The sequence below is a fragment of the Haloarchaeobius pelagicus genome (assembly GCF_051207375.1).
Classification (GTDB): domain Archaea; phylum Halobacteriota; class Halobacteria; order Halobacteriales; family Natrialbaceae; genus Haloarchaeobius.
Genome location: NZ_JBPJZD010000001.1, coordinates 747450 through 762620, shown reverse-complemented (window position 1 = coordinate 762620; position 15171 = coordinate 747450). Strand labels below are relative to the sequence as shown.

Sequence of the window (15171 nt, the reverse complement as noted above, 5' to 3'; positions counted from 1 at the left end):
GAACGCACCCGGAACGGGGTCGCCACGCCCGCTTCGAGCACTCTACTGCGCGAATTTTTTCCCAAATGTAAAACGGAATGTGCCACTCTTCGTGGGACCTCGGGCCCGGACTGGAGTGGCGGCAGTCATCACTGCATACACTGTTCTTGCATACAATAACGTTTGTGCCGCTCGCAGATGTGTCCGCAAGGACGGGGCTGTGCCATGGGTGAGAGACACACGCTAGGGAAGACAGTGAGGTGAGGAGTTTACAAGGCCTGACGAGCAAGGGGCGCCCATGCGACACACAGGGCTCAAGCTCAGGATGCTGTTCGTCGGAACCATCCTGTTCGGATTCTACGCGGCCATCGCCGGGGTCGCGCTGACGATGTTCGGGACAGGTGTCTGGCCATTCGTGGCCGTCGGGACCCTCCTGTTCGTCGGCTTCCAGTACAAGTTCGGCAAGTGGGCGGCGCTCCGGAGCGTCGGCGCAGAGGACATGCCAGAGGCGGAGTACGCCGAGATTCACCGGATGGTCGAACGACTCTCGGACGACATGGGCATCGAGAAACCGAAGCTCAAGTACGCCCGCATGGGCGTACCGAACGCGTTCGCGACCGGCCGCCGCGGTGCCGGCGTCGTCGTCGTGAGCGTCGAACTCATGCAGATACTCTCCCGCGACGAGCTGGAGGGCGTCATCGCGCACGAGCTCGCACACATCCGCAACCGTGACGTGGTGACGATGGTGCTCGGCCAGTCCATCGCCGCCCTCGTCGGCATCGCCGTCCAGTGGGGAATCATGCTCGCGGGCGACAACGACATCGCCGACTTCATCCTCGGCTGGATCGCCGGCATGATCTCCCAGATGCTCGTGATGGTGTTCGTGCTCGCCATCTCCCGGTACCGGGAGTACGTCGCGGACGCCGACGCGCGCGAACACGTCGGTAGCGGCGAACCGCTCGCCCGTGCCCTCGAGAAGATCCAGGGTGCTAGCGAGCGCGTCGACGAGAGTCGTATCGACGACAGCACGGCCGCACTCTGTATCTTCGGCAGCGACAAGGGTCTCTTGCGAACCCTCTTTGCGACCCACCCGCCCGTCGAGAAGCGCATCGAGCGCCTCCGGAACTGACGGCGACGGCCCGGGTCGCGGCGACCGCCGGGCGCGGGCGGGCATAAAGGGCTTTCACCCCCCGTCTGCACGTTTCCACTATGACCGAGATACATCCGGGCCAGCGTGTCGCCATGCTCGTCGACGCGCAGAACCTCTACCACACGGCCCAGAGCATCTACACCCGCAACATCGATTACTCCTCGTTACTGGAGAAGGGCGTCCAGGACCGAACCCTGACCCGCGCCATCGCGTACGTCATCCGCGCCGATTCGCCCGACGAGGAGAGTTTCTTCGAGGCGCTGGCGGACATCGGTTTCGAGCCGAAGATAAAGGACATCAAGACGTTCGCGGACGGTTCGAAGAAGGCCGACTGGGACCTCGGAATGGCGCTCGACGCGGTGACGCTGGCGAGCCACAACGACACCATCGTCCTCTGTTCCGGTGACGGCGACTTCGCGCGACTCTGCTCGCACCTCCGGCACGAGGGCGTACGCGTCGAGGTGATGGGCTTCGAGTCCTCGACGGCGGACGAACTCGTCGAAGCATCGGACGCGTTCATCGACCTCTCCGAGCGCCCGGACACCTTCTTGCTGTAGCCGGGAAACCGGCGTTCGTCCCCGCGAGACACCCGATACAGCGGTCGCTACGGACTGTGAGAATCAGACCAAGAGAGAAAGAATCCGGCTTAGACCGGGCGGCCGCCTTCCGACGTGCCGACCAGCAGCGCACCGGCCGCCATCGCGAGCGACGCCGCACCGCCTGCCACGATCGGGATGTTCGCGCCGGGTGTCCCGAGGTAGAGCAGCAGGGCCGAGCTGATGAACAGCAGGACCGCGCCGAGGAGTATCTTTGTTGAATTCATCGTGTCAGTATTCTCGTGTTGCAGCAGAATATAACTTTCGCCACCGAACGGTGTGAGAATAATGATACCGAATACCAAGGTGCGTGGTGGCTTGTCTCATGCAAAACCGTGTTGGATTCACGGGCGCTCCGACACGCTTTCACCGACCGGTCTCGAATCCCGGGGCATGACTCACCCTGACGCCTTCGACGACGCACCCGAGTTACGGGTGCTCGCCGACTACCAGTTCGGTCGTGGCGCGGGCGCGGCACTGTTCCCCCCGACGGCAGACCTCGTCGTGAAACGAACCTCCTCGGGCCGGCCCGAACAGATACTGGCCGACGCCGGCAGACTGGTCAGTCACGGGACGGACGGTCGGTTCACGCTCGGTATCGAGGGCGGCCGCCAGCTGCACGAGGCACTCGACGAATCCACCGGTCGCGTCGTCGTCGGCGACGACAGCGAGCCGTTCGTCCGCGACGGCAAGAACGTGTTCGCGAAGTTCGTCCAGGACGCCGACCCGGACATCAGACCCGGTGACGAGGTGCTGGTCGTCCACTACGAGGGTCACCTCCTCGCCGTGGGACGGGCCGAACTCGCCGCCGACGCGATGCGAGACTTCGACTCCGGGATGGCCGTCAACGTCCGCGACGGCGCGGGCGACGCAGAAGCGCAGTAGAGACGCGATCCCGCCCTATTCTGCCGCCGGCGGCGGCTGGACGACGGCCTGCCGCCCGCCGTCGCGGTACCACTCGACCGTGCGCTCGATACCGTCCTCGAGCGGCGTCGCCACGTCACCGAACGTCGAGACGTACTTCCGGTCGTCGACGAGGTGGGGTTCGTCGTAGCAGTACCACAGTTCCCGGAGCCGCCGGTAGCGCTTCGAGAACGGTGCAGCGAGCAGTGCGAACCAGCCGGGAACCCGCCGGAGCGTGGGCTGGGCGTCGGCCGCGGCCGCGACCAGTTCGACGAACTCCCGCGGTGTCACGGCGGTCGGCGTCGGCGCGTGCCACACCTCTCCGTGGGTGACGGGTTGCTGGGCGAGTGTGACGAGCGCCCGTGCCGCATCCTCGACGTAGGTCACGGCGTGCGTCGCGTCCGGGTCGCCCAGGACGAGCGCGGCCTTGCCATCGAGCAGTCGGCCGAATATCGGCTGGCCGTAGGGTGAGTTGCGCACGCCCGGCCCGTACAGGTCGCTCGTCCGGAGGACCACCGCCCGAATCCGCCCGGCCGCGTGGGCAGCCAGCAGGGTCTCGCTCGCGTCGGCCCGGGCGCGCCCCCAGCGCCCGGGTGCGGTCGGTTGCATCTCCTCGTGGTAGGGTTCGTCCGCCGGGCCGTACGCCGCGACCGTGTCGCCGTACGCGACGGTCGCGCCAGCCGCCGCAGCGCCCTCGATGACGGCACTCGCGACGTCCATGACCCTGCGCGCGCCCCGACAGCGCTCCGGATTCGTACATAGAAAGACCGTGTCCGCGTCGGCGAGGACGCGTTTCGCCTCCTCGGGGTCGCAGATATCCGCCGCGGTGACCGCGACGCCCTCCGGTGTCTCCCCCTCCCCAGTGCTGTTCACCGCCCTGACCAGCCGTCCCTGCGCCGTGAGCTGGCGCACGACGGCCGACCCGAGCGAGCCGGTACCGATGACCACGTCCATACCACACGTACGCGCTCAACTGGGATGAACCACTCCGTGGGCCTTCCCAGCCCTCGTGTCGTCACCGGACAGGTACGACGTTCGTCATCGGGAAGTTCGTCATCCTTTTGCCGGTACACCGCGACGCTCCGGGTATGTTTGGAGGAGGTGGCGGGATGAACCCGCGCAAGATGAAACAGATGATGAAGCAGATGGGTATCGACGTCGAGGAGGTCGACGCCGAAGAGGTCATCATCCGGACCGAGGAGTTCGACCTCGTCTTCGAGGACGCCCAGGTGACCAAGATGGACGCTCGCGGCCAGGAGACCTACCAGGTCGTCGGGACACCCGAGGAGCGCGAGCGTGGCGCAGCAGGTGCCGTCGAAGCGGCCGACGACGACGACGACGCTGCCGACGCCGGCTCGGCCATCCCGGACTCCGACGTGGAGCTCGTGGTCACCCGGACCGGTGCCAGCGAGGAAGACGCACGTCAGGCGCTCGAAGACAACGACGGTGACCTCGCGGCCGCCGTCAGCCAGCTAGAGTGAGCGTCCTACTCGTCCACGACGACCGAGAGTACCTCGTTCCGCCCGGCGACGAACTCCAGACCGACCTCGGCGTCCTGCAGGTCCCCGACGACGTCGAGCCCGGTGCCGTCCTGGAGACCCATCTCGGCGAGGCGTTCCACGTCCGGCCGCTCCGTGGCCCCGACCTGTTCAACCACTTCGAGCGCACCGGCGCGCCGATGATGCCCCGCGACATCGGCATCATCATGGGCGAGACCGGCATTTCGGGCGGCGACCGCGTCCTCGACGCGGGGACCGGTACCGGCGTCCTGTCGGCGTACATGGCCCGCGCTGGCGCGGACGTGACGACGTTCGAGCAGAAAGCGGAGTTCGCCGACGTGGCTCGCGAGAACATGCGTCTGGCCGGTATCGACGACCGCGTCGACGTGCGCACCGGCGACGTGACCGAGCACCTCGACGAGCTCGGCGAGTTCGACGTGGTCACCCTCGACACCATCGATGCGGCCGAGGTCGTGAGCCAGGTCCCCCAGTTGCTCGTCCGCGGCGGGTTCGTCTCGGTGTACTCCCCGTTCGTCGAGCAGACGCGAGAAGCAGTCGAGGCCGCCCGCGAGGTCGGGCTCTCGAACGTGACGAGCTACGAGACCATCCAGCGCAAGATGGACTTCGACGACCGCGGCTCGCGCCCGAGCACCCGCGGCGTCGGCCACACCGGCTACCTGACGTTCGCCCGGAACGACTGAAACGTCGGTCGCCGGTGACGCTTCTACTGGTTTCTCCAGCAGCACGATACGAACTGTCGACACGCGCATATTTCTCGCTGGCCGCCCTATGGGGGGCATGGCTGAAGCACAGCAGAAACCCACGAAACAGGAGATCGAGGAGACGACCACCTGGCCCGAGCTGGCAATCGGTCTGTACGACCGGCTCACCGGTCGCGGTGCCGCCATCGTCTACGAGTTCGAGGACATGACGGTCCAGGTCCCGAGCAAGGCTGGCAAGGGCGCGAAGCACGCCGAGTGGCACCTCGACGGGAAGCTCACCATCACCACGATGGAGCAGTGAGCGACGCCGAAACGATGACCGACGTGGGGTCCCCGGGCAGGACGCCCCTGTCCGTCGACGCCGACCTGCGGCTGCGCCTCGGCGATACCGACGTGTTCGTCAAGGGGTACGGCAACACGGTCGTCGTCGAGGCACCGAGTCTCCGGGCGGTTCGGCAGCTCCGGCGAGCCGCCAGTCAGTGGCCGGTCCGACGGCTGCTGGACGCGCTCGCGTTCTCCGGCGTCGCACTCGACGTGCGCGTCGGCGACGTGAGCGTCGGTGGGTTCGACCGCGAGAAGCGGGGCGGCCTGCTCTCGCGGCTCGCCGGCACCAGCCCGGTGTCGGTGTATCCGGAGGGGCTGGTACTCGCCGCGTTGCGTCGTGGCAAAGAGGACCGGACCGCCCGGTAGAAACGAACCGGGCTCCCCGGGAGAACACGACTTTTTTCAGGAACACGGTTGCGGCTGCTCACCGGTCAGCGCGAACCGATCCATCCGCACCCCGTCAACCCTGTGCCCGTCGCTTACTCTCCGTCGTTCCGGTCGGCTATCTCGATGATCTGTACCTCCAGGTCCTGCTCGGTGTCATCTCGAAGCGTGTACCCGCCTTCGAGGTCGAGTCCTGTCTCTTCGAACTCGCGAATAAGGTCCTCGAGTTCGTCGACGAACGCTGACTTGGTGGCTGTAACAGAATCTGGCTTCATTGAACTCCCCGTGACGATGAACGTCGGTAAATGAAGGAATTATTTAGTTCTTCTTGTTTGGTTGAGGATATCACGGGGCAGGGTTGATATTTCAAAGTTTGGGACGGGACGCCGACCACGACCCCGCTCAACAGATGGGCTTCGGGTCCACGCCGAGCTCCGACAGTGAATCTGCATAATCGTCGTAGGCGACCTGAACGACGTACTCGGCGACCATCTGGGCGCGCTCCCAGTCCTCGTCGTCCTCGCAGCACTCGTCCAGCAGGTCCAGTCCCTTCTGCAGCGACGCTTCGGTCTCGCGTCGGAGGTCGCGGAACAGGTTCGCGCCGGCCTCGTCCGGCTCGTTGATGTAGAAGCCGATTATCTGCATGTGCGTCTTCAGACTGACCAGGCCACGGCCGACGAGCCCGGCCGCCGCACGCTCGACCGTGTCCTCGCGCTGGCGGAGGTAGCTGTGCATCGGGCCGACGCTGTCGGGTTCGACGGCCTCCCCGAGACGTTCGACGACGCGCTCGTAGTGCTCGTCCTCCTGGGAAGCGACCGACTCGAACACCTCGCGGGCGGCGTCGGTCTCCTCATCGTCGGCCCACGAACCGAACGTCTCGCGGGCGAGGTACTCGGAGAAGGCGGCGGCCCGGAGGATGGTCTCCTCCTCCAGGCTCGCGTCGGTGAGCGCGATGAGGAGTTTGTTGGAGCCGAGGCGGTCGAGCTCTGTCTGTTTCGACGATTCGACGGCCTCACGGAAGGCGGCTGCGTCCATGTCGGAAAGTCGACGGCAGCTGGCTTCAACCTTGGCCTGTCCGTCATCCGCCCGGTGTCGGTGTTTAAGGGCAAAACGCCCGTACCTTCGTGCATGAGCGTTCATCCCGAGTCCGACGAGTCGGTTCCGTCCGTCTCGCCGGCCGACCTCCACGAGCTGGTGGCGGCCGGGGAGCCACTCACCATCCTCGACGTGCGGAACCGCGACGAGTTCGAGGCGTGGCACGTCGACGGGCCGGCCGTCACCGCGCGGCAGGTTCCCCACGTGAAGTTCATCCAGGCGGAGGTCACCGGCACGGCGGCCGACCTCGTCGAGGACCTGCCCGAACCCATCGTCGTGGTCTGTGGCGAGGGGGAGGCCAGCGCCCACGCGGCCGGCTTGCTGACCGATCTGGGCATCGACGCACGCAACCTCGCCGGCGGCATGGACGCCTGGGCCGACCTCCTCGTCGCGCGCGAACTCGCCGACGTGCCGGGGACCGTCGTCCAGTACGACCGCCCCTCCAGCGGCTGTCTGAGCTATCTCGTCGTCTCGGGCGACGAGGCCGCGGTCATCGACCCGCTCCGGGCGTTCGCCGACCGCTACGTGGCAGACGCCTCCGAGTACGGCGCGGACATCAAGTACGCCATCGACACGCACGTCCACGCCGACCACGTCTCCGGGATTCGGGCTGTCGCCGAGTTGAGCGACGCCCAGCCGGTCATGCCCGAACTGGCGAGAGAGCGCGGCCTCTCGTTCGACGCCCGGCCGCTCGCCGACGGGGAGACCCTCGACCTCGGGAAGGAGAGGCTCACCGCGGTCGCGACGCCCGGCCACACGAGCGAGATGACCGCCATCGAGTACGACGGCCTGCTGTTCACCGGTGATGGGCTGTTCCTCGAAAGCGTCGCGCGCCCGGACCTCGAGGACGGCGACGAAGGCGCGCCCGAGGCGGCGCGCGAGCTGTACCACTCGTTGCAGGAGACGGTCCTGCCCTACCCCGACAGCGTCCGCATCGCCCCGGCCCACTACAGCGAGGCGGCCGAACAGGCCGACGACGGCACCTACACCGCCACCGTGGGCGACCTCGAACGCCGGCTCGACGCCCTGCGCATGCGCGAGGACGACTTCGTCGAGTACGTCCTCGCCGACATGCCGCCGCGCCCGAACAACTACGAGCGCATCATCGAGACGAACCTCGGCCGCGAGACCCTGGACGACGAGGAGGCGTTCGAGATAGAACTCGGGCCGAACAACTGCGCCGCGACGCGCTAGTGGGCCACTGACACGCCCGCAGAAGACTCATTATCCCACCGCCTGAGGCGTGACACAGCGATGACAGACACCCTCCCCGAAGACCGCTCCGACGAACCGATAACGGTCGACCGGATCGCGAGCGACCTGCGCGACCTCGGCCTCGCGGCCGGTGACACCGTTCTCGTCCACTCCTCGCTCTCGTCGCTCGGGTGGGTGTGTGGCGGTCCCGTCGCCGTCGTGGACGCGCTCCAGCAGGTCGTCACCGCGGACGGGACGCTGGTGATGCCCGCCCACACCGGCGACTACTCCGACCCCGGTTCCTGGCGGAACCCGCCGGTCCCCGACGAGTGGGAACAGGAGATACGCGACACGATGCCCGCCTATCGACCCGAGGTCACACCGTGTACCCGGCTCGGTGCCGTCCCCGACACCTTCCGGTCGTTCCCGGGTGTCGTCCGGAGCCGTCATCCGGTCGTCTCCTTCACGGCGTGGGGAGCCGACGCCGAGGCCATCACGGCGGAGCATAGCTACGACGAACCGCTCGGCGAGCAGTCGCCTCTCGCACGCCTGTACGAGCGCAACGCGACGGTCCTCATGCTCGGCACCGACCACGGCACCAACACCTCGCTGCACCTCGCGGAGTACCGCGACGGGCGCGACAAGCAGCTGGAACCGGACGGTGCACCCGTCATCCAGGACGGCGAGCGCGTCTGGCTGCGCTTCGTCGACATCGAACTCGACACCGGGGACTTCCCGCAGGCGGGGGAGGCGTTCGAGGCGGCCCGCCCGGACGCGGTCACCGTCGGACAGGTCGGCGAAGCCACGGCTCGACGCATCGACCAGCCCGAACTGGTCGATTTCGCGGGCGAGTGGTTCACGGAGAACAGGCCAGAGAGCCTGGAGTAGAGAGACCGGTCGTACTGTCTATTGTAGATCGTTACCGCTGGTTCGCCGGAACGTGGTGGCGAACATGCGGGAAACAGCGACAATACACAGTATCAGTCGTCGTCCGCCGCCGCCGTCTCCGAGAGCGCCTCCGCGTCGGCCTCGATGCTCGGCGGGTACTTCCCGCGGTCGAGTTTGAGGTCCGAGGCGGGGCGGGCCATGCAGGTCAGCGCGTAGTTCTCGCGCTCCTCGTCGGTGAGGCCGTGGGCCGCGGGCTGGGTCACCTCGCCCTCGACGATCTCGGCCGAGCACGCCAGGCACATCCCGACCCGGCAGGAGTACTCCTGGGCGATGCCCTCCTCGATGCATCGCCGCAGGATGGTCTGCTTGTCGGAGACGGTGATGGTCTCGCCCGTCCCGACGAATTCGACGGTGTAGTCGGTCATAATCCCGTCTTCAGCACTGCGCAACAAAACTCTTTATTCCCATTGTGACTTCGACATGCCGACAGAATCGGGGATAAAACGTTTTTTCCCTGCGGCGAAGACGGCAATTCATGACTACACACACGCCCGACGTCGCGGTCGTCGGTGCCGGGACCTCCGGCTGCTACGCCGCTGCGACCATCGCACGCGAGGGCTACGACGTCGTCGTCGTCGAGCGAAAGTCCGAGGAAGAAGCCGGACACATCGCCTGTGGCGACGCGCTGAAGGGTGCAGACGCCTTCCCGGAGGCGATTCCCAAGTCGAAGATCGAGTCCGCGTTCACCAACACGGGCGTGGACCACGGGCGGTTCGAGATCCCCCAGGAGGATACCGTCCTGGACATTCCGATCCCCGGCGAACTCGCCGTCATCGACCGCTGGGAGTACGGCCGCCTCATCATCAAGGGCGCGAAGGAGGCCGGCGCGGAGTTCCACTACGACACCGTCGTCCAGGACGTCGTGCAGGAGGCCGACGGGCGCGTGACGGGCGTCCGCGCGACGCGGAAGGGCCAGCCCGTCGAGTACGAGGCCGATATCGTCATCGACGGTGCGGGCGCGCTCTCGCTCCTCCAGGACAAGGTCGAGTTCGAGGACGCGACGTTCGACACCAACGTCAGCTACTCGCAGTTCTGTTCGGCCTACCGCGAGGTCGTCCACGTCCAGGAACCGGTCGAGTGGGACGACGCGCTCGTGTTCAAGCCGACCAAGCGCGCCGCGGGGTACCTCTGGTACTTCCCGCGCACCGAGACCGAGATCAACGCTGGCCTCGGCTTCCAGATGACCGAGCAGCCGATGAAGCTGGTCGAGGACCTGAAACAGGACCTGCGCGACCGCCCCGAGTTCAAGGGTGCCCGCGTCGAGGACAAACTCGGAGCCGCGCTCCCGACCCGCCGCCCCTACGACTCCGCGGTCGCCCCCGGCTTCATCGCGGTCGGTGACGCCGCTGGCCTCGTCAACCCGACCACCGGTGGCGGCATCGCGGGCGCGGCCTACTCCGGGAAGTACGCCGGCGAACAGGCCATCCAGGCCATCGAGCAGGGCGACGTGAGCGAGGCAGCGCTCTGGGAGTACAACCAGCAGGTGATGGACCACTTCGGTAGCCGGTACGCCGCACTCGACGTCTACAACATCCTCTCGACCGCCGTCGACGTGGACGACCTGATGGGCCTGCTCGCCGCACTCCCCGGCGAGAAGCTCGCGGAGGCGCTCTACGAGGGCAGCACCCAGATGAGCATGCTGCTCAAGGCCCAGCTCGCCATCAAGAGCTTCGGCTACTGGCGCAACATCCTGCAGTTCTACAAGACGAAACAGCGCGCCGACGAGCTCATGGCGCACTACGAGGACTACCCGAGCAATCCGAACGACTTCGGCATGTGGCGCTCGCGCCGTGACTCCATCATGGAGAAGGTGTACGAGACGACCGGTGCGGACCCGAAGTACTAGACCGCGCCACGCCCGCCTTCGGAACCGCCTTTTCCGCCGCCCTCGCCGTAGTCACCGCCGTACTTGAGGAACACGTACGCCAGTCCGAGCACCGACACCATCGCGGTCGTCAGGGCGATGCCGATGGTCTTCGCGCTGTCGGGGAGCACCGGCCCGGTGTCCTCGGGTTCGGGTGCGCCACCTTCCCGGACCTCGATGGCCCCGACCATCCCGACGCCCTCGTGCGGGATACAGAAGTACTCGTAGGTTCCGAGGGTGTCGAAGGTGTGCGAGTAGCGCCCGCCCCCGCCGATGTCACCGACCGGGTACCCCTGTCTCGCCGCCGACTCGGACTCGAAGCCACCGCTCGCGAAGTACTCGGCCTCGGACGGAATCCCGTCCTCGTAGGCCGTGACGCTGTGGCCGACGTTCCCGACGTTCACCCACTCGACGGTGTCGCCGGGTGCGACGATGAGTTCGTCCGGGTCGAACACGAGCGAGTCGGTCATGTCGACCGTGTGTGTCGTTCCCTCCTGGGCGCTCGCAGCGTCGACCGTCGCCAGTGCCGCGGTGCCCGCGACGCCGCGGAGGAACCCGCGACGTGTCACTCCCGGTGTGTAGCGTTCCCCCATACAAGAACTGCGCGACGAAGGCGGAAAGCGTTCGCGTTGATTCTACAGTCCGCTCCCGATGCGGGTCGCGTGTTCGTCCGCCAGGTCCGCGCGTTTCATGCTCGCGCCGAAGGCGTCGCCGTTGATGAACAGCAAGATGGCACTCGCGGCGTTCAGCCCGCACGCGAACATCGCTGTCGGGTCGTCAAGCACGAGGACGCCGTTGGCGAGAGCGGCCAGTGTGAACACGAGGATACCGACGAATCGCGCCCACGAGGACAGCTTGAACAGCGCCCCCGCGAGGAAGATCCTGAACAACCCGTACAGTATCATCAGGACTGCCAGTATCACGCCACCGACGGACTGGAACGACGCGCTGAACACGACGAAGATGCCGCTCACGAGGAGCGTCCAGAACCCGCCGCCGGCGGCGACGAGCGCCGCGAACGAGACCCCTGCCGGCCGCTGCATACTCCCAACCATCGACTGAACTATCCATTCACAGTACTGTATAATTTACTAATGTATTCGTAGAAACGGAAAAGCGAGTACTTCGTTGATTTAGTCGAGGGACAGCGGGGTCACGGACGCTCGGCCGCGACCGTCTCGATGGCACCGGCGAGCACGTCGACGCCGATGGGGAGGCTCGCCTCGTCCACGTCGAAGGTGCTCGTGTGGTGGCCGCCGGGGTGGTCGGTCCCGACGCAGACGTACGCCGCGAGGCCGCCGCGGCTCTGGACCTCGTTCATCAGGAACGTCGCGTCCTCGCTGCCGCCGAGGGCGTCGCGCTCGACCAGTCGCTCGACGTCGGGGTGGCCGCTCGCGATGGTCCCGACGAGGTCGACGAGGTCCTGGTCGCTCGTCGCGCTCGGGGCCTCGCCGCCGACCTCGGTACTCACCTCACAGCCGTGCATCTCGGCGGCGGATTCGAGGACCTGCATGGCGCGCTCGTCCATGTAATCCTTGAGATGGGTCGCCTCGCCCCGGACCTCACACTCCATGTGGGCGCGTTCCGGGATGATGTTCGCCGCGGTGCCGGCTTCGAGTTTGCCCGCGTTGACCCGCGTCGCGCCGTCGGAGTGCCGGGGGATTGCATAGAGGTTCTGGACCGCCGTCGCGAGCGCCTGGACCGCGTTCCGGCCCTCCTCGGGCTTCGCACCTGCGTGCGAGGGCGCACCCGTGAACTCCACGTCGAGGTGCTTCACGGCCAGAAAGTCGTCGATGCCGGCGACGATCTCCCCGGTGGGGTGGTCGAGGCCGACGTGGGTGGCGAAGAAGTAGTCCACGTCGTCGAGGTGGCCCGACTTCGCCATCGCCTTGCCGCCGCCGACGACCTCCTCGGCGGGCTGGAAGAACACCTTGAGTGTGCCCGAGAACTCGCTCTCCTTGATCGCTTCCAGTGTGCCGAGTCCGAGTGTGATATGGCCGTCGTGGCCGCAGGAGTGCATGTACCCCTCGTTCTCGGAGCGGAAGCCGGTTCCTGCAGGGTGGTGGCTCTCCTCGTCGGACTCCCAGATGGGCAAGGCGTCGATGTCGACGCGCAGGCCGACCGTCGGCCCCGGCCCCATCTCGACGACGGCGACCGCACCGGTGTGGCCGCCCGCGAGCTGTTCGAGGATGTCCTCGCGTGCGCCGCGCTCGCGCGCCGCCTCGTACCACTCCTGCAGTTCGTCCTCGTCGGGGACCGCCATGCGCTCTGTCGAATCGAGCGCTGCCGGGCCGACGTGGAGTTCGTCGACGCCGATGGCCTCCAGCTCCTCGACCAGCCGGCACGTCGTCCAGAACTCCCGCCAGGCGGGCTCTGGATACCGGTGGAACTCGCGTCGCAGCTCGACTAACCTGTCGCGGTCTACCATGGGAGAACCGACGGGCTGCGCCTACTTAACGGCGTGAGCTTTTCCCCGGGCGTGCCGAAGGAGTGGAATATGAATACGCCACGAGTCCTCACCGTCCTCCGCGCAGTCCATCGCGAGGTGAAGGCCGAGAACCTCACCTTCATGGCCGGGAGCATCGCCTACCACGCGTTCATCTCGCTCCTCCCGTTCTTGCTCGTCTTGCTCGCCGCGATAACCGCTATCGGGGGAGAGGGCATGGCGCTCGACGTGGTGTTCAGCGTCGGGAGCTACCTCTCGCCGAACGCGGGCCAGCTCCTGACGGATACGGTCCAGCGCGCCACCGCCAGCGCCAGTGTCTCCATCCTCGGCGTGGTCGCGCTCGTGTGGGGTACCCTGAAGATATTCCGGAGCCTCGACACCGCCTTCTCGGACATCTACGAGTCCGAGGCCGAGAACACGTTCGCGGACCAGCTCTCCGACGGTATCCTCGTGTTACTCTCCGTCGGGGTCGCGGCCGCGGTCGCAGCCGGCGTCGGGACGCTCGTGAATCTGGACGGCTCGGTCGCGGGTGAGGCGTTCGGCTTCTTGCTGCTCGTCGCGGGGCTCTCGCTGGTGTTCTTCCCGATGTACTACGTGTTCCCCGACGAGGACGTGACCGTCCGGGAGGTCATCCCCGGGACGGTCTTCGCCGCGGCCGGGTGGACGACGCTCGAGTCCCTGTTCCAGTACTACGTCGCCGTCGCAGGGAAAGCCGACGCCTACGGGGTCGTCGGTGCCATCCTGCTGCTCGTGACGTGGCTGTACTTCTCGGGCCTCATCATCCTCGTCGGGGCGGCGCTGAACGCGGTGCTGGCGGGTCGCTCCGATGACGTGCAGAACCTCGGCTGGCACGCCGAGTCCATCGACACGCCGGTGTTCGACGACCTGGACCGCGACCTCGTAGCGCTCCAGGAGGCGCTCGATGACGGCGGGGAGGTGACCATCACGGTCGGGGAGACCTCGGTGACGGTGCCCGAACCCGACATCGCCGAGGCCCGGAGCGAGCACATCAGCCGCCCGCAGCTGCTCGGTGGCTCGGAACGGACTGGGCGGGTCATCCTGCGCTGGCGACGGGAGGAGTAGCGCCACTGCTGGTGCTCTGTGACCGTTGCTGTCGGGGGAGGAGAGCGGCTTACGAACCCATCGAGCGGATCTGTTCGACCTCGACCTCGACGTGGACCGACTGGGGCAAGTCCTGCCCTGCGACCAGCCGCGCGACCTCGTCGTGGCCGACGATCTCTATCTCGCGACTGTACACCGTGTAGTTCCAGTGGTCGAACGGTGCCGTCTCGTCGTCGGAGAGGGTGCGATGCTGCGGAACGCGCAGGTGCTCCGGGGGCGCGGAGTGTGGCCCTTTCATCTCTGCGCCCTTGCGCGAGACTATCGCTCGGATGTCGTCGACGACGGAGTCGAGGACCGCGCGGTCCCCGCTCTGAAGTGTGAGGCGTGTGACGAAACTCATGGTCAGGTACTGATTTTGAGACGCGACACCACCAAAAAGCCATTGAGATTGTTCCGTGGGCGGGGACGAGGCGAATCCAGCCCCGATTTCTGGCGCGCTCTCCGATATTCTCTTAACTGGGGATGGTTTACCAATGGGTAATGGCAGTAGATGCTACGAGCGCAGGTGCCATCCTCTTTCGGGATACGCGGGGCCGGCGCGAGTACTTGCTGCTGAAGAGTCGCCCCGGGGACTGGGAATTCCCCAAGGGCGGCGTCGAAGGAGACGAAGAGCTCCAACAGACGGCAATACGAGAAGTAAAAGAGGAAGCAGGCATCAACGACTTCCGTCTCATCGACGGATTCCGCAAAGATTACGACTACGTCTTCGAGGCGAACGGGAAGACCATCCACAAGACGGTCCACCTGTTCATCGCGAAGTCCTACGAAGCGTCGGCAGAACTGTCCACAGAACATCGCGACCTGCAGTGGCGCGATTACGACCAGGCGTTCAACACCGTCACCCAGGACGGCCCACGAGAGATACTCGAGGACGCCCACGAGTTCCTGAACGAACTCGAGAAGAACGGCGGCATCTAGCCGCCACCGGCCCCGCGAGCCGATCCC

Annotated in this window: 21 protein-coding genes; 12 read left to right on the top strand and 9 right to left on the bottom strand. The window is 66.5% G+C overall.

Annotated elements, in window-relative coordinates; translation table 11 throughout:
• Nucleotides 1-277 precede the first annotated feature (277 nt).
• Together ACSC1S_RS03995 and ACSC1S_RS03990 are read left to right on the top strand one after the other, a co-directional pair.
• Complete coding sequence (locus tag ACSC1S_RS03995; protein WP_435363247.1) at nt 278-1108, top strand: M48 family metallopeptidase; 831 nt, start codon at nt 278-280, stop codon at nt 1106-1108.
• An 80-nt stretch (nt 1109-1188) separates the two neighbouring features.
• Nucleotides 1189-1686: a LabA-like NYN domain-containing protein gene (locus ACSC1S_RS03990; protein WP_435317578.1), complete on the top strand. Its 498-nt coding sequence runs from the start codon at nt 1189-1191 to the stop codon at nt 1684-1686.
• Between the two features lie 89 nt (nt 1687-1775).
• Here ACSC1S_RS03990 and ACSC1S_RS03985 read toward each other — a convergent pair whose 3' ends face one another.
• Nucleotides 1776-1952 carry a hypothetical protein gene (locus ACSC1S_RS03985; RefSeq protein WP_261650528.1) on the bottom strand — a complete coding sequence of 59 codons (177 nt, stop codon included), beginning with the start codon at nt 1950-1952 and terminating at the stop codon, nt 1776-1778.
• A gap of 166 nt (nt 1953-2118) precedes the next feature.
• Between ACSC1S_RS03985 and ACSC1S_RS03980 the strand changes: the two genes are divergently transcribed.
• Nucleotides 2119-2610 (top strand): PUA domain-containing protein, encoded by a 492-nt coding sequence (locus ACSC1S_RS03980; RefSeq protein WP_435363246.1) that lies wholly within the window; start codon nt 2119-2121, stop codon nt 2608-2610.
• Between the two features lie 15 nt (nt 2611-2625).
• On the opposite strand, the gene ACSC1S_RS03975 is transcribed toward ACSC1S_RS03980, so the two are convergent.
• Nucleotides 2626-3582, bottom strand: coding sequence for an NAD-dependent epimerase/dehydratase family protein (locus ACSC1S_RS03975; protein WP_435363245.1), 957 nt, complete (start codon nt 3580-3582; stop codon nt 2626-2628).
• Nucleotides 3583-3716: 134 nt separating this feature from the next.
• Between ACSC1S_RS03975 and ACSC1S_RS03970 the strand changes: the two genes are divergently transcribed.
• The 4 genes from ACSC1S_RS03970 to ACSC1S_RS03955 all read left to right on the top strand — a co-directional run bounded on the left by ACSC1S_RS03970 (nt 3717) and on the right by ACSC1S_RS03955 (nt 5539).
• Nucleotides 3717-4109, top strand: coding sequence for a nascent polypeptide-associated complex protein (locus tag ACSC1S_RS03970; protein ID WP_435363244.1), 393 nt, complete (start codon nt 3717-3719; stop codon nt 4107-4109).
• On the top strand, nt 4106-4828 hold the full coding sequence (locus tag ACSC1S_RS03965; protein ID WP_435317574.1) for a tRNA (adenine-N1)-methyltransferase: 723 nt from the start codon (nt 4106-4108) through the stop codon (nt 4826-4828). The genes ACSC1S_RS03970 and ACSC1S_RS03965 overlap by 4 nt, the downstream gene beginning before the upstream one ends.
• A 97-nt stretch (nt 4829-4925) precedes the next feature.
• Complete coding sequence (locus ACSC1S_RS03960; RefSeq protein ID WP_435317572.1) at nt 4926-5150, top strand: hypothetical protein; 225 nt, start codon at nt 4926-4928, stop codon at nt 5148-5150.
• Entirely contained in the window at nt 5147-5539 is a 393-nt protein-coding gene (locus ACSC1S_RS03955; RefSeq protein WP_435363243.1) for a hypothetical protein, read from the top strand. Before ACSC1S_RS03960 ends, ACSC1S_RS03955 begins: the two co-directional genes overlap by 4 nt.
• A gap of 113 nt (nt 5540-5652) precedes the next feature.
• Here the strand turns inward: ACSC1S_RS03955 and ACSC1S_RS03950 are convergent, their stop codons facing one another.
• Nucleotides 5653-5832 (bottom strand): hypothetical protein, encoded by a 180-nt coding sequence (locus tag ACSC1S_RS03950; protein ID WP_435317570.1) that lies wholly within the window; start codon nt 5830-5832, stop codon nt 5653-5655.
• A gap of 127 nt (nt 5833-5959) precedes the next feature.
• On the bottom strand, nt 5960-6592 hold the full coding sequence (locus tag ACSC1S_RS03945; RefSeq protein ID WP_435363242.1) for a rubrerythrin family protein: 633 nt from the start codon (nt 6590-6592) through the stop codon (nt 5960-5962).
• A 93-nt stretch (nt 6593-6685) separates the two neighbouring features.
• Between ACSC1S_RS03945 and ACSC1S_RS03940 the strand changes: the two genes are divergently transcribed.
• Nucleotides 6686-7846: an MBL fold metallo-hydrolase gene (locus ACSC1S_RS03940; protein WP_435363241.1), complete on the top strand. Its 1161-nt coding sequence runs from the start codon at nt 6686-6688 to the stop codon at nt 7844-7846.
• Nucleotides 7847-7906: 60 nt separating this feature from the next.
• A complete protein-coding gene (locus ACSC1S_RS03935; RefSeq protein WP_435363240.1) occupies nt 7907-8734 on the top strand; it encodes an AAC(3) family N-acetyltransferase in 828 nt (275 codons plus the stop codon).
• A gap of 92 nt (nt 8735-8826) precedes the next feature.
• On the opposite strand, the gene ACSC1S_RS03930 is transcribed toward ACSC1S_RS03935, so the two are convergent.
• Nucleotides 8827-9159, bottom strand: a complete 333-nt coding sequence (locus tag ACSC1S_RS03930; RefSeq protein WP_435317564.1) for a 2Fe-2S iron-sulfur cluster-binding protein — start codon at nt 9157-9159, stop codon at nt 8827-8829.
• A 110-nt stretch (nt 9160-9269) separates the two neighbouring features.
• Between ACSC1S_RS03930 and ACSC1S_RS03925 the strand changes: the two genes are divergently transcribed.
• Complete coding sequence (locus tag ACSC1S_RS03925) at nt 9270-10640, top strand: geranylgeranyl reductase family protein (protein WP_435317563.1); 1371 nt, start codon at nt 9270-9272, stop codon at nt 10638-10640.
• Here the strand turns inward: ACSC1S_RS03925 and ACSC1S_RS03920 are convergent.
• From ACSC1S_RS03920 to ACSC1S_RS03910, 3 genes are all read right to left on the bottom strand, one after another.
• Nucleotides 10637-11251 carry a plastocyanin/azurin family copper-binding protein gene (locus tag ACSC1S_RS03920; protein WP_435363239.1) on the bottom strand — a complete coding sequence of 205 codons (615 nt, stop codon included), beginning with the start codon at nt 11249-11251 and terminating at the stop codon, nt 10637-10639. The genes ACSC1S_RS03925 and ACSC1S_RS03920 overlap by 4 nt on opposite strands.
• A gap of 42 nt (nt 11252-11293) precedes the next feature.
• Nucleotides 11294-11701 carry a hypothetical protein gene (locus ACSC1S_RS03915; RefSeq protein ID WP_435363238.1) on the bottom strand — a complete coding sequence of 136 codons (408 nt, stop codon included), beginning with the start codon at nt 11699-11701 and terminating at the stop codon, nt 11294-11296.
• A 110-nt stretch (nt 11702-11811) separates the two neighbouring features.
• Entirely contained in the window at nt 11812-13086 is a 1275-nt protein-coding gene (locus ACSC1S_RS03910; protein ID WP_435363237.1) for an amidohydrolase, read from the bottom strand.
• A gap of 69 nt (nt 13087-13155) precedes the next feature.
• Between ACSC1S_RS03910 and ACSC1S_RS03905 the strand changes: the two genes are divergently transcribed.
• On the top strand, nt 13156-14187 hold the full coding sequence (locus tag ACSC1S_RS03905) for a YihY/virulence factor BrkB family protein (protein ID WP_435363236.1): 1032 nt from the start codon (nt 13156-13158) through the stop codon (nt 14185-14187).
• Between the two features lie 49 nt (nt 14188-14236).
• Here the strand turns inward: ACSC1S_RS03905 and ACSC1S_RS03900 are convergent, their stop codons facing one another.
• A complete protein-coding gene (locus tag ACSC1S_RS03900; RefSeq protein WP_435317555.1) occupies nt 14237-14566 on the bottom strand; it encodes a 30S ribosomal protein S10 in 330 nt (109 codons plus the stop codon).
• Nucleotides 14567-14706: 140 nt separating this feature from the next.
• On the opposite strand from ACSC1S_RS03900, the gene ACSC1S_RS03895 reads away from it, so the two are divergent.
• Nucleotides 14707-15144 (top strand): bis(5'-nucleosyl)-tetraphosphatase, encoded by a 438-nt coding sequence (locus ACSC1S_RS03895; protein WP_261650510.1) that lies wholly within the window; start codon nt 14707-14709, stop codon nt 15142-15144.
• Nucleotides 15145-15171 lie beyond the last annotated feature (27 nt).

Coding starts and splice junctions, on each gene's coding strand:
- ACSC1S_RS03995 (WP_435363247.1), top strand. CDS start 278: ATGCGACACACAGGGCTCAAGCTCAGGATGCTGTTCGTCGGAACCATC.
- ACSC1S_RS03990 (WP_435317578.1), top strand. CDS start 1,189: ATGACCGAGATACATCCGGGCCAGCGTGTCGCCATGCTCGTCGACGCG.
- ACSC1S_RS03985 (WP_261650528.1), bottom strand. CDS start 1,952: ATGAATTCAACAAAGATACTCCTCGGCGCGGTCCTGCTGTTCATCAGC.
- ACSC1S_RS03980 (WP_435363246.1), top strand. CDS start 2,119: ATGACTCACCCTGACGCCTTCGACGACGCACCCGAGTTACGGGTGCTC.
- ACSC1S_RS03975 (WP_435363245.1), bottom strand. CDS start 3,582: ATGGACGTGGTCATCGGTACCGGCTCGCTCGGGTCGGCCGTCGTGCGC.
- ACSC1S_RS03970 (WP_435363244.1), top strand. CDS start 3,717: ATGTTTGGAGGAGGTGGCGGGATGAACCCGCGCAAGATGAAACAGATG.
- ACSC1S_RS03960 (WP_435317572.1), top strand. CDS start 4,926: ATGGCTGAAGCACAGCAGAAACCCACGAAACAGGAGATCGAGGAGACG.
- ACSC1S_RS03950 (WP_435317570.1), bottom strand. CDS start 5,832: ATGAAGCCAGATTCTGTTACAGCCACCAAGTCAGCGTTCGTCGACGAA.
- ACSC1S_RS03945 (WP_435363242.1), bottom strand. CDS start 6,592: ATGGACGCAGCCGCCTTCCGTGAGGCCGTCGAATCGTCGAAACAGACA.
- ACSC1S_RS03940 (WP_435363241.1), top strand. CDS start 6,686: ATGAGCGTTCATCCCGAGTCCGACGAGTCGGTTCCGTCCGTCTCGCCG.
- ACSC1S_RS03935 (WP_435363240.1), top strand. CDS start 7,907: ATGACAGACACCCTCCCCGAAGACCGCTCCGACGAACCGATAACGGTC.
- ACSC1S_RS03930 (WP_435317564.1), bottom strand. CDS start 9,159: ATGACCGACTACACCGTCGAATTCGTCGGGACGGGCGAGACCATCACC.
- ACSC1S_RS03925 (WP_435317563.1), top strand. CDS start 9,270: ATGACTACACACACGCCCGACGTCGCGGTCGTCGGTGCCGGGACCTCC.
- ACSC1S_RS03920 (WP_435363239.1), bottom strand. CDS start 11,251: ATGGGGGAACGCTACACACCGGGAGTGACACGTCGCGGGTTCCTCCGC.
- ACSC1S_RS03915 (WP_435363238.1), bottom strand. CDS start 11,701: ATGCAGCGGCCGGCAGGGGTCTCGTTCGCGGCGCTCGTCGCCGCCGGC.
- ACSC1S_RS03910 (WP_435363237.1), bottom strand. CDS start 13,086: ATGGTAGACCGCGACAGGTTAGTCGAGCTGCGACGCGAGTTCCACCGG.
- ACSC1S_RS03905 (WP_435363236.1), top strand. CDS start 13,156: ATGAATACGCCACGAGTCCTCACCGTCCTCCGCGCAGTCCATCGCGAG.
- ACSC1S_RS03900 (WP_435317555.1), bottom strand. CDS start 14,566: ATGAGTTTCGTCACACGCCTCACACTTCAGAGCGGGGACCGCGCGGTC.
- ACSC1S_RS03895 (WP_261650510.1), top strand. CDS start 14,707: ATGGCAGTAGATGCTACGAGCGCAGGTGCCATCCTCTTTCGGGATACG.